Origin of the sequence: Lachnoanaerobaculum sanguinis (genome assembly GCF_033242365.1) — a bacterium.
In the GTDB taxonomy this organism is placed as follows: Bacteria; Bacillota; Clostridia; order Lachnospirales; family Lachnospiraceae; genus Lachnoanaerobaculum; species Lachnoanaerobaculum sanguinis.
Map to the genome: position 1 here is coordinate 37281 of NZ_BTHK01000017.1, position 10760 is coordinate 48040.

Consider the following 10760-nt stretch of genomic DNA (forward strand, 5'->3'; position numbering starts at 1 on the left):
TGTTTACTCACTTTTATTATTGTATATCCATTTTACTACAGCCATTGATATTATTATTATATATCCTATCACACTGAATCTGTCGGGTATTTGCTGCATAAATACAAATCCAAGTAATGCCGAATATATGACCTGTGTATAATCATATATCGCTATTTCCTTTGCAGGTGCATAGCTGTAAGCCTTTGTAATGCATATCTGTCCTATCATGGCACCGCATCCTGCAAGTACAAGCATTGTAAGCTGTATGAGACTTGGACTTACATAGTTCATAGCTATAAACGGTATTCCGGCAACGGTTGAAAAGCATGAAAAGAAAAATACTATAAACATTCCGTTTACACCGTTTCCTGTAAGCTTTCTCACAAGAGTATAGGCAATTCCCGCCATCATTCCTCCTGTAATTCCTATAAGGGCCGGGAAGAATGTAAAGCCGGCTCCCGGCTTTGCTACAAATATCATTCCGATAAAGGCTATGACAGTGGCAATGATATCAACCGCTCCGGCTTTTTCCTTCAGTATCAAAAAGCCTGCCAATATGGCAAAGAAGGGACTCATCTTATTTAAAATTGTGGCATCGGCTATATTCATATGATCTATGGCATAAAAATTGCATATAATGCCTGCCATACCGCAAGCCGACCTTAGAACAAGTATACCAAGATTCTTGCCGCTTACAGACTTGGATCCTCCACTCTTCATAAGCATAAAGAATGCTACAAATGCCGCGATTAAATTTCTGAAAAATGCTTTTTCAAATGTCGGCAAATCTCCGGCCATTCTTACAAAGAATCCCATAAGCGCAAATCCGAATGCGGCACCGAGTATATACAATATCCCGATCTTTTTATTGTAATTATTCATATTGAAATTCTTCTCTTGTCTGTTTTTCTCCAAATACCTTGCCAAGTTTTTTAAGGCAGTATAAAAATCCCGGTATAAGGAATATATCGGCTATGATCCATGCAAGAGGTGAGCCCATACATGCCGCAACAAAACCGAAGTACTTAACTCCCATAAAACCTACGATACCTCTTGCAAACATCTCACATACACCTGAAAGTATTGCAAACATAGGAAATCCCATTCCCTGAATTGAATTTCGCCATACATTTACAAATATAAGCGCAAAGTAAAATCCTGAGTTCCACAAAAGGAATATTCTGGCCTTTTCTATTACATCCGTCTTGGAAGCGTCTATGAAGAGTTTCGGCAGCTCTCCGCCGATAAATATCATAAAAACAAATACGATAACCGAATATATTATACCTATTATTGTTGCTACTTTTACGCCTTCTCTAACTCTGTCAAGTTTTCCCGCACCTACATTTTGGCCACAGTATGTAGCCATTGTCGCTCCAAGCGCATCGGTTACAGCCACACAGAAGCTGCTTATCTTACTCCCTGCCGTAACGGCAGCCACAGTCACCGCTCCAAGTCCGTTTACCGCCGCCTGCAGTATTACCGAACCTATCGCTGTTATAGAGTATTGCAGTCCCATAGGTACACCCATTGAAAGCAATACTTTGATATGCCTCATGGAGATTTTTCCCTCTCCCGCTTCCGGCTTTAATATATAAAATCTCTTTACCATGAATACAACGCAAAGTATTCCGGATACCAGCTGTGAAATAACCGTAGCGTAAGCGGGACCTGCCACTCCCAGTCCCATCACCTGTATAGATATTACATCAAGCACTATATTAAGAAGTGCTGCAACTATAAGAAAATACAAAGGTGTTTTTGAGTCTCCCAATGCTCTTATAATACTTGCAGTCAGATTATATAAATACATTACAGGAATACCTGCAAATACTATTATTATATAGATATAAGCTTCATCCAGTATTTCATCCGGTGTATTTGTAACTATGAGAATTGCCCTTGTCAATAAACATACTGTCGCCGTCAGTACAACCGAGAAAAAAATCCCCACATATACCGCATTCATAGTGTACTTTCTCAACTCACTATAGTCTTTTGCTCCGAATTTCTGTGCTACAGGTATCGCAAATCCTGCAGTATTTCCTATAACAAATCCGTTTACCATGAAAAATATGGCACCTGTGGAACCCACAGCTGCCAATGAATTAACACCCAAATACTTACCTACCATTACAGTGTCAACCATACTGTAAAATTGTTGAAACAATGTTCCGATAAGCATCGGTATGGCAAATGCCAATATAAGTTTTAACGGATTTCCACGGGTCATGTCCGTAATTCCCTGTGTTTTATTCTGTATATTCTTTTCCATAACTACCTCAAAACAGTATTTACATTTCTTCAATACTCTTGTTTAAAACCAATTTCAGCTTTTCCATACTGTTATTTAATATAAGTTCCTGTGGAAAATCCATTTCTCTCAATAATATATCACAATTTCTGAAATCGCCTACCGAATCGGCATAATGACTGTCAGTATTACATATGACATTTGTACCGTATTTTTTTGCGGCTTCCAGCATCTTTATGGCATTTTCTCTTCCGTTTTGTCTGGCCGAATCAGGATTAAGTGAGGAATTGTTAAGCTCCAGAACAATTCCTCTTTTATTTGCTTCTTTTGCAAGTTCATCATGATCTATAGGATATCTTCCGTCATCCGGATGCCCTATAATCTTTACAAAGCGATTTGACATTGCACCGAAGTATGCATCCATATTCTCCTGTAAAGTTCCCGGATTTATGCAAATAGTATGAAGACTGGCTATAACATAGTCAAGCCTTCCCAGAACATTGTTATCTATATCAAGATTGCCCTTAAAATCTATTATATTTGCCTCCACTCCTCTTAAAATCAAGACATCCTTAAACCTTCTCGGAATAACTTTGAAATTCATAAAGTAGATATTTTTGCATGAACCCGGTACAGCCTCACTGTGATCTGAAAAACCATACGCCAAAAGTCCTTTTGCAGCTGCTTCTTCCATATTTTCTTTCAATGTGGAATATGCATGACCGCTGGCGATTGTATGTGTATGCAAATCAAATAAAAAATCCATATTAATTCTTGAAAAGATCTCCCAACTTATCCATAGCGTTTGAAATACCTACCTTAGCTATCTGTGTCTTTACACCTTCAACAACTGAATCAAGCTGACCGTCAGGAATATCAATACCTGTAAGTCCTTCTATTGTCTTCTCAGGATCCTTTGCAAGATTTGATAAAAGTGCAGGATCTGCCTTTGCCTTATTTATTATATCTGTTACTATTTTTGTGATATCCATATTTTCTCCTTTTTTGTACAACTAAAGCCAAGACTATATAAAGTATCTTGGCTCCGGTTAAATATATTATTGATTTATATTAGTTTCCTGACATCTGCTTTGCAACTTCTTCTGCAAAGTTCTCGCTCTTCTTCTCAAGGCCTTCACCTGTCTCAAATCTGACAAATCCCTTGATAGAAATGTTTGCATTGTTTGCCTTAGCAACCTCTGCAACATAAGCAGCTACAGACTGCTTACCGTCTGCCGCCTTAACATACTGCTGATCAAGAAGACAAATCTCTTTAAGTTCCTTCTTAATTCTACCCTCGATCATTCCCATGATAACCTTCTCAGGCTTTGAAGCCTCCTTAGGATCGTTCTTGATCTGAGCCAAGAGAATCTCTCTCTCCTTTGCAAGGTACTCTGCATCAACTTCCTTATCTGAAGTATACTTCGGATGAAGTGCTGCAACCTGCATTGCAACATTCTTAGCCATCTCTTTGATTTCATCGTTTACAACATCAGTTGTAACATCTACAAGAACACCGATTTTTCCACCGGCATGAATGTATGAAACTACACAACCGGCATTCTCTTCTATCTTCTCAAATCTTCTGATTGACATGTTCTCACCGATGATTGAGATCATGCTTGAAAGCTTCTCACCTACTGTAAGGCTTGTATCAAGATCCCACTTCTCATTCAAGAACTCTTCTGTATTGCTTGCAGTTGTCTTTAATGCCTGTGCTGCAACCTCTGCAACATAAGTTCTGAACTTCTCATTCTTTGCAACGAAGTCTGTCTCTGCATTAACCTCAAGTACAACCGCTTTCTTAGCATCATCGCTTACACAAACATCTACGATACCTTCAGCTGCTATACGACCTGCTTTCTTCTGTGCTCCTGCAAGTCCCTTCTCACGAAGGAAGTCAACTGCCGCATCCATATCTCCATCAGTTGCAGCGAGGGCCTTCTTACAGTCCATCATTCCTGCGCCTGTCATCTCTCTTAACTCTTTTACCATTGCTGCTGTTACTGCTGCCATTGTAAAACCTCCTAAACATTTATAAATATGACAAGTTGCAAAGCGGTAAAACCCTCTTTGCAACCCGTCTATAACTCAAATCTCTTTAAAATTAGAACTGTCTGTCGTCCAATTCTTCCTTATCAGGTGCAAATGTCTCACCCTCAAGCGAATCATCGGCAACGTCTTCTGATGTTGAAAGAATCTCACCCTGATTTGCCTCGATAACAGCATCTGCCATCTTAGCTACGATAAGCTTTACAGCACGGATAGCATCATCATTTCCCGGGATAAGGTAATCAAGCTCGTCAGGATCACAGTTTGTATCACAGATACCGATAAGCGGAATACCTAAAGTATGAGCCTCCTGAACACAGATTCTCTCCTTCTTTGGATCTATAATAAATATAGCGTCAGGAATGTTCTTCATATCCTTGATACCGCCGAGGTTCTTCTCAAGCTTCTCCCATTCCTTCTTTAACTGAATAACTTCCTTCTTTGGAAGTAAATCAAATGTACCGTCTTCGCTCATCTCTTCCAACTGACGAAGTCTCTTGATTCTTGACTGGATTGTCTTAAAGTTTGTAAGCATTCCGCCAAGCCATCTCTCGTTAACATAGTACATTCCGCAACGCTCAGCCTCTTCCTTGATAGCGTCCTGTGCCTGCTTCTTTGTTCCTACGAAAAGGATCTTTCCACCATCCTTAGCTATGTCTGACATAGCATTGTATGCTGTATCAACCATACCTACACTCTGCTGAAGATCGATAATGTGAATACCGTTTCTCTCTGTGTAGATATATGGAGCCATCTTAGGGTTCCATCTTCTTGTCTGATGTCCGAAGTGAACACCTGCCTCAAGTAACTGCTTCATTGAAATAACACTCATTGTTTTTCTCCTTTGGTTTTTCTTCCATCAAGCTTAAGAAAAGGACCTATGGCACCTCTTTCCCTATTCACTTAATGTGCTTATTTAGCTATAAAATTTTATCATAATATTCATCAGATTGCAACTCTTCTTTTTTATTGCCATGATACAAAATAAGACATAATATAAATCCCGCAGCAGCGCCTGCCACATGCGCGGCATTATCCACACCTGTAGTCCTAAATCCTGTATAAAGCATAAGTGCAAGAGAGATTGCTATCTGTTGTACACTTAAATCCTTTATTCTTCCTCTGTTTACAAGTAAAGCATATAAAAGCGCTCCCACTATACCGAATATCGCACCTGAAGCACCGGCACTTACAGCCACATCACCTGTGTAGGTCTGAAACCAATCCGAACCTATATTTGCAATTATACCTGAAAGCATATATATAATGAAGAATCTCACATGGCCAAGTATATCTTCAAGCTTTCCTCCAAGCAGTACCAAAATAAGCATATTGTTGACTATATGTTCTATTCCGAAGTGCATAAACATGGAAGTTACAAGCCTGTAATATTCACCGTTTTTTATATTTTCCGGAAAAGCCGCACCGTATTTCAGCATTACCATGGTACTTTCGGAGCCTCCATGGGTTTCAAGGAAAATAAAATATATAATATTTACAATGATAATGCCGATCGCAACATAATTTTTCTTACCTATTCCAAGTTCCATTATCTTATACACTCTGCTATTTTCTTTGCTGTCTCTTTTTGTAATTCCTTATCCGACTGTCCCGGTACCCAACTTACAATACTTGAAGCATCGTCATATCTTGGTATTACATGTATATGGCAGTGGAAAACCGTCTGACCTGCGCTCTCCCCTGTATTTGCCAGTGTGTTAAATCCTGTAGCGCCAAGAGCCGCCATAGATGCCTTACCAAGTTTTGCAGCCAAAACAATTGCCTTTCCGGCTATATCCTCACCAAGTTCCGTGATATCTCTTGCATGTGTCTTCGGTAATATAAGCATATGTCCCTTGCTTGCAGGTGATAAATCAAGTATTACCTTAAAATTGTCGTCTTCAAAAACTGTCTCTGAAGGAATCTCTCCGTTTGCTATTTTACAAAAAATACAATCCATATTTACCTCTCTTTAATCATTATCAGTCCACTCAGGTTCCTGCGGTGTTTCAAAAGTTCCCTTTATATTTGTATCACCGTCTATTGCAACAAGCACTCCTGCCGAATTGGTCTTATACTCCACCTTGTCTGCATCTTTTACTTTGCCGTTTGATACTATCTTACCTGACGAGTTCACTACATAGTTCGTAGTACCGCTTCCGCTCTCATTCGGCACTGCAAAAACCTGATACTTTAAGGACTCATTTGCTTTTACAAGTCTGCCCTTGTAATAAAGCTTGTGATCCTTTGTGCCTGTCAGTCCCCTACCTGTTGAAGTCTGGAAAAAATACTCCTCCGACTTGCCGGTTCCGTCCTTTATTGTTTGCTTACCCTTCATGAGATAGCATTGTGACTCATTTCCGAAATAGTATGCCGAATAAGTATTTCCCTGGTAAACCTTTTGAATACCGTATACCGGTGTTCCGTTTTTATTAAACAGATACTGATTTCCCTTTATTTTTTGCAAATCACTTGCATACAATTTTTCATTCTTTGATGCAACAGGTTCTCCTGTAGATGAAAAGTAGAACCATTCAACAGTATGATTGTACTCTCCTAGGAGCTCCTCAGGCGGTTCCGTTGAATACCAGCCTGTTCTTAGAGTTCCGTCCTCATTCATATACTTGAAATTTTTGATAGTAGGATTTGAACCTCCTGAAGTCTGTACCCAACCTGTAACAAGTTCTCCGTTCTCATTAAAAGCATATCTTACACCGTCTATCTTCTTCTCTCCGTATTTTGATCCGTTTGTAAGTACCGGCTTAAACTTCTTTCCTGTATTTGTAAAGTAGAACCACTTTTCATTCGAGGATGAATTCGGTCCTGTTCTTCTTTCCCCCTCATCATTTGGCGGCATAAGTTTGTACCAGCCGGTCACCATGGTTCCGTCACTTTTTATATAGTAGTTGTCATCAAGTATCCACCCGGTAAGCATCTTTCCGTCTTCATCAAAGTAATAGTATTGGTTGTTTATGCTCTTCCAATTTCCTTTGACCGCCTTACCTCCGGCCTGAAAATAAGCCCAGTAATCTTCACCTCTGTCCTTTAACTTTCTCCAACCTTCTACTATAAGACCCTGATCGTCGACATAATATTTGTCATCGTCCACCCAGCTGTTGGTAGCCATAACACCGGCATCATTTAGATAACGCCATTTGTCATCGGCACCTTTTCTCCACTCATTTGTTATTTTATTATTATTACTGTCCAAGTAAGTCCAGTCTGAACCTGATTTTGCCCAACCTTCTGCATATGCGCTTAAGGGCGTTGCCAAAAGTAAACTGAAAGTCAAAACCGGTAAAAGTATTCTCTTTTTCATATCCTACTCCATATCGTTTATGCTCGTTAAAGTTTATTTAATTCCATGCACTCTTTTGTACCATATATTATACACTACAGGGTTGTATTTTTCATTACATTTACCTTAACTAACACAAAAAACCCGTCTCTGTCTTAGACAAAAACGGGTTTTGTTATATTTTTTGTAAATTTTATTCTACAACGTAAGGAAGAAGAGCTATATGTCTAGCCTTCTTGATAGCTACTGTGATTTCTCTCTGATGCTTAGCACAGCTTCCTGAAATTCTTCTTGGAAGGATTTTTCCTCTCTCTGAAATATATTTTCTAAGAGTTGCCACATCTTTATAATCAATAGCCTTTTCCTTATCACTACAGAATGCACAAACTTTCTTTCTCCTGCGTAATCCGTTAGCAGGTCTTCTTCTAGAGCCTTCTGCTCTGTCAGCCTTGTTAAATGCCATGATAAAGTCCCCTTTCTTAATTTTAACCTAGTTAAATGGTAGACCCTCGTCATCAACTCCGTCCGGAATATTCATAAATCCGTCTGTACTCGCTGATGCCGGTGACGGTCTTGTAGAAGCCTGATAGCTGCTTGAACCATCGCTTGCTCCCTTACTGTCTGCAAATTCCTGAGTATCTATAATGACCTCAGTTGTATAAACTTTTTGACCTTCTTTGTTGGTATAACTTCCTGTCTGAATACGACCTGAAACCAATACTCTCATTCCCTGTCTAAAATATCTCTCTGCAAACTCGCCGGCTTTATCAAATGCAACACATGGTATAAAGTCTGCGTTCTGTTCAGATGAGTCTCCACGTTTGAAACCTCTGTCTACCGCAAGAGTATATCTTGCAATTGCCATAGATCTCTCACCACTTGAATATCTTACTTCCGGGTCTCTTGTTAGTCTGCCCATTAATATGGCTCTGTTCATACAATCTCTCCTTTATATTAAGCTTACTGCTTAACGACTAGGTATCTCACAACTGATTCCATGATACGAACATTTGCCTCTAACTCGTTAGGACAATTGTTATCCTCTGACTGGAACTTAATGAAATAGTAGAATCCTTCTTTTTGTTTGTTAATGTCATAGGCAAATCTCTTCTTACCCCAATCATCGACATTTACAATGCTTCCACCAAATCTTGTGATGTAGTTTTGAACTTTCTCCAGAGCTTCCGCTCTTGCATCATCTTCAAGCTTACCATTAAGCACTAATGCTAATTCATATGTACTTGTCATTTCTTACCTCCTCTTGGTCTCTGGCCTTTGATACTGATATCAAAAGCAAGGATTATGTGTCACAGTACTTAATAATATCATAGTTTATTTTTTATTGCAAGCGATAAATCATTATCTTTTCTGCATTGTTTTATCGACTGTTTTTCATTATAATAATTTATACAAATAAAGTTTTTAGGAGCATTACTATGTTAATACAGTTTAGTGTCACCAATTTTCGCTCTATAAAGGATAAAGTCACATTATCCATGCTTGCAGGTAATGTAAAGGAGCACCCTGAACATTTAATCTCATATGCGAATGAAAAATATTTGAAATCCGCTGTTATATATGGTGCTAATGCTTCAGGTAAGTCTAATATAATCAGAGCTTTTTCTTTTATGGTTGATTTTGTATTAAATTCTCATAATTTACAACTACATAAAAAGATACCACGCTATCCGTTTCAGTTTGATAAAGATACCCAACATCTTCCCGGTAAATTCGAAGTTATTTTTATATCAAACGGTATCTGCTATGCCTACGGTTTTTCCATAAACGATGATGAGGTTATAGATGAATATCTTTATCATTATCCAAAAGGAAGACAGGCTATAATATTCGAACGCAGTAATACAAGAGATTTCCGTTTTGTCAAAGATGTATCTAAACAAAATTCATTTAAAGAACGTACATCTGCAAATAAATTATATCTTTCTGTTGCTGCAAATTGGAATTATTCTGAAGTTATTCCTGCTTTTGAATGGTTTGCATCATGTCAATTTTTTACAAAAGATATTAGAACAACTTCTTCAAAATTTGAAAATATCGATTTTAAAAACAGTATTTTATCTATGCTGAAAGTTGCTGATTTTGGTATAAATGACTTGATTTTAAAAAACTCCGGTGATTTGAATTACATCGATTCCGTATTTCCTACAGATAATTTAAAAACTGTTCACCGTGTATATGATACTAACGGGCAACCTTCTTATTATGATTTGAATATAGGTGAAGAATCTGACGGCACAAGAGCATATCTGGAAGTGATTTGTTTTGCCAAAAAGGCTCTGGATGAAGGTACGGTATTCATAGCTGATGAAATAGATGCACATTTGCATCCGCTACTTACAAAGCATCTTATCTCGCTTTTCAACAGCAACGAATCTAATGCAAAGAATGCACAGTTAATTTTCACTTCTCACAGTACTATGTTATTAGATTCCGACACTCTAAGAAGAGATCAAATTTGGTTTACAGAAAAAGAAGAAGAAACTGCAGTTACTAATCTCTTTTCGCTATATGATTTTCCTATAAAAAAGGGGACCGAAATAGAAAAGGGGTATCTATTAGGCAGATATGGTGCTATTCCATTTATAAAAAGAGGTGAATAAATTCCAAGAATAAAACTTGAAAAAAGAGGGCAACAGAAACGCAAAATTAAGCCGGTTATATTGATTATAACAGAGGGTTCAAAAACTGAACCAATGTACTTTGATAACTTTCGTACACGACAAAACAACATAGATGTTCGTATAGTAGGAAATAAATCTGACGGAGCAAAAACTGATTATGATCATCTTCTGGACAAAGCCGTTGCATACAAAAAAGAAGAGCAAATCTCCATTGAATATGGTGACAGTACCTGGATTGTTGCCGACGGTGATATTGATTTTAAAACACAAGGTGCTTTGGATACAAAAAACAAGAAGCTGTTACATGCCAGAGAAAAAGCTCGTTCTAAGGATATTGAAATCATAATTTCAAACCCCTGCTTTGAGTTTTGGTATTTATTACACTTTATGTATAGTACAAAACATTTTAACGACTATAGGTCAGTCCAAGCGGAGCTAAATAAATATATACCAAACTATGAAAAGTCCAAAGATATATATTCTCAGTTATCATCTTATACCGGCAAAGCAACCGAACATGCAAAGCGAATAG

The 10760-nt window shown here is 38.1% G+C and carries 14 protein-coding genes; 2 read left to right on the forward strand and 12 right to left on the reverse strand.

Annotated features, from left to right (window positions below; genetic code table 11):
- Positions 1-3: 3 nt before the first annotated feature.
- The 12 genes from SBH76_RS10910 to rpsF form a co-directional block, all read right to left on the reverse strand.
- Complete coding sequence (locus SBH76_RS10910) at positions 4-864, reverse strand: DMT family transporter (RefSeq protein WP_317977824.1); 861 nt, start codon at positions 862-864, stop codon at positions 4-6.
- Positions 857-2257, reverse strand: a complete 1401-nt coding sequence (locus SBH76_RS10915) for an MATE family efflux transporter (RefSeq protein WP_317977825.1) — start codon at positions 2255-2257, stop codon at positions 857-859. Before SBH76_RS10915 ends, SBH76_RS10910 begins: the two co-directional genes overlap by 8 nt.
- 19 nt (positions 2258-2276) lie before the next feature.
- Positions 2277-3002 (reverse strand): phosphatase, encoded by a 726-nt coding sequence (locus SBH76_RS10920; RefSeq protein WP_317977826.1) that lies wholly within the window; start codon positions 3000-3002, stop codon positions 2277-2279.
- 1 nt (position 3003) lies between these two features.
- Positions 3004-3228: a hypothetical protein gene (locus SBH76_RS10925; RefSeq protein WP_009661964.1), complete on the reverse strand. Its 225-nt coding sequence runs from the start codon at positions 3226-3228 to the stop codon at positions 3004-3006.
- A 79-nt stretch (positions 3229-3307) separates the two neighbouring features.
- On the reverse strand, positions 3308-4252 hold the full coding sequence (gene tsf / locus SBH76_RS10930) for a translation elongation factor Ts (protein WP_009661928.1): 945 nt from the start codon (positions 4250-4252) through the stop codon (positions 3308-3310).
- Between the two features lie 91 nt (positions 4253-4343).
- Positions 4344-5120: a 30S ribosomal protein S2 gene (rpsB, locus tag SBH76_RS10935; RefSeq protein WP_007595680.1), complete on the reverse strand. Its 777-nt coding sequence runs from the start codon at positions 5118-5120 to the stop codon at positions 4344-4346.
- Between the two features lie 88 nt (positions 5121-5208).
- Positions 5209-5838 carry a rhomboid family intramembrane serine protease gene (locus tag SBH76_RS10940; protein ID WP_317977839.1) on the reverse strand — a complete coding sequence of 210 codons (630 nt, stop codon included), beginning with the start codon at positions 5836-5838 and terminating at the stop codon, positions 5209-5211.
- Positions 5838-6248 carry an HIT family protein gene (locus tag SBH76_RS10945; RefSeq protein ID WP_317977827.1) on the reverse strand — a complete coding sequence of 137 codons (411 nt, stop codon included), beginning with the start codon at positions 6246-6248 and terminating at the stop codon, positions 5838-5840. The genes SBH76_RS10940 and SBH76_RS10945 overlap by 1 nt, the downstream gene beginning before the upstream one ends.
- Before the next feature lie 12 nt (positions 6249-6260).
- Positions 6261-7607: an N-acetylmuramoyl-L-alanine amidase family protein gene (locus tag SBH76_RS10950; RefSeq protein ID WP_314758048.1), complete on the reverse strand. Its 1347-nt coding sequence runs from the start codon at positions 7605-7607 to the stop codon at positions 6261-6263.
- Positions 7608-7779: 172 nt separating this feature from the next.
- Entirely contained in the window at positions 7780-8049 is a 270-nt protein-coding gene (rpsR, locus tag SBH76_RS10955; protein WP_007595675.1) for a 30S ribosomal protein S18, read from the reverse strand.
- A gap of 27 nt (positions 8050-8076) precedes the next feature.
- Positions 8077-8523: a single-stranded DNA-binding protein gene (locus SBH76_RS10960; protein ID WP_007595674.1), complete on the reverse strand. Its 447-nt coding sequence runs from the start codon at positions 8521-8523 to the stop codon at positions 8077-8079.
- 23 nt (positions 8524-8546) lie between these two features.
- A complete protein-coding gene (rpsF, locus tag SBH76_RS10965) occupies positions 8547-8834 on the reverse strand; it encodes a 30S ribosomal protein S6 (protein WP_009661951.1) in 288 nt (95 codons plus the stop codon).
- Between the two features lie 188 nt (positions 8835-9022).
- Here rpsF and SBH76_RS10970 point away from each other — a divergent pair, with 188 nt between their 5' ends.
- On the forward strand, positions 9023-10207 hold the full coding sequence (locus SBH76_RS10970; RefSeq protein WP_317977828.1) for an AAA family ATPase: 1185 nt from the start codon (positions 9023-9025) through the stop codon (positions 10205-10207).
- A gap of 93 nt (positions 10208-10300) precedes the next feature.
- Positions 10301-10760, forward strand: a 460-nt coding sequence (locus SBH76_RS10975) for an RloB family protein (protein ID WP_317977829.1), incomplete at its 3' end; no start/stop codon positions are given.

What these genes read in the sequence shown, in the direction of transcription:
- SBH76_RS10915 (WP_317977825.1), bottom strand. Translation starts at nt 2,257, where the DNA reads ATGGAAAAGAATATACAGAATAAAACACAGGGAATTACGGACATGACC.
- SBH76_RS10945 (WP_317977827.1), bottom strand. Translation starts at nt 6,248, where the DNA reads ATGGATTGTATTTTTTGTAAAATAGCAAACGGAGAGATTCCTTCAGAG.
- rpsB (WP_007595680.1), bottom strand. Translation starts at nt 5,120, where the DNA reads ATGAGTGTTATTTCAATGAAGCAGTTACTTGAGGCAGGTGTTCACTTC.
- SBH76_RS10970 (WP_317977828.1), top strand. Translation starts at nt 9,023, where the DNA reads ATGTTAATACAGTTTAGTGTCACCAATTTTCGCTCTATAAAGGATAAA.
- SBH76_RS10950 (WP_314758048.1), bottom strand. Translation starts at nt 7,607, where the DNA reads ATGAAAAAGAGAATACTTTTACCGGTTTTGACTTTCAGTTTACTTTTG.
- rpsR (WP_007595675.1), bottom strand. Translation starts at nt 8,049, where the DNA reads ATGGCATTTAACAAGGCTGACAGAGCAGAAGGCTCTAGAAGAAGACCT.
- SBH76_RS10910 (WP_317977824.1), bottom strand. Translation starts at nt 864, where the DNA reads ATGAATAATTACAATAAAAAGATCGGGATATTGTATATACTCGGTGCC.
- SBH76_RS10925 (WP_009661964.1), bottom strand. Translation starts at nt 3,228, where the DNA reads ATGGATATCACAAAAATAGTAACAGATATAATAAATAAGGCAAAGGCA.
- SBH76_RS10940 (WP_317977839.1), bottom strand. Translation starts at nt 5,838, where the DNA reads ATGGAACTTGGAATAGGTAAGAAAAATTATGTTGCGATCGGCATTATC.
- tsf (WP_009661928.1), bottom strand. Translation starts at nt 4,252, where the DNA reads ATGGCAGCAGTAACAGCAGCAATGGTAAAAGAGTTAAGAGAGATGACA.
- SBH76_RS10960 (WP_007595674.1), bottom strand. Translation starts at nt 8,523, where the DNA reads ATGAACAGAGCCATATTAATGGGCAGACTAACAAGAGACCCGGAAGTA.
- rpsF (WP_009661951.1), bottom strand. Translation starts at nt 8,834, where the DNA reads ATGACAAGTACATATGAATTAGCATTAGTGCTTAATGGTAAGCTTGAA.
- SBH76_RS10920 (WP_317977826.1), bottom strand. Translation starts at nt 3,002, where the DNA reads ATGGATTTTTTATTTGATTTGCATACACATACAATCGCCAGCGGTCAT.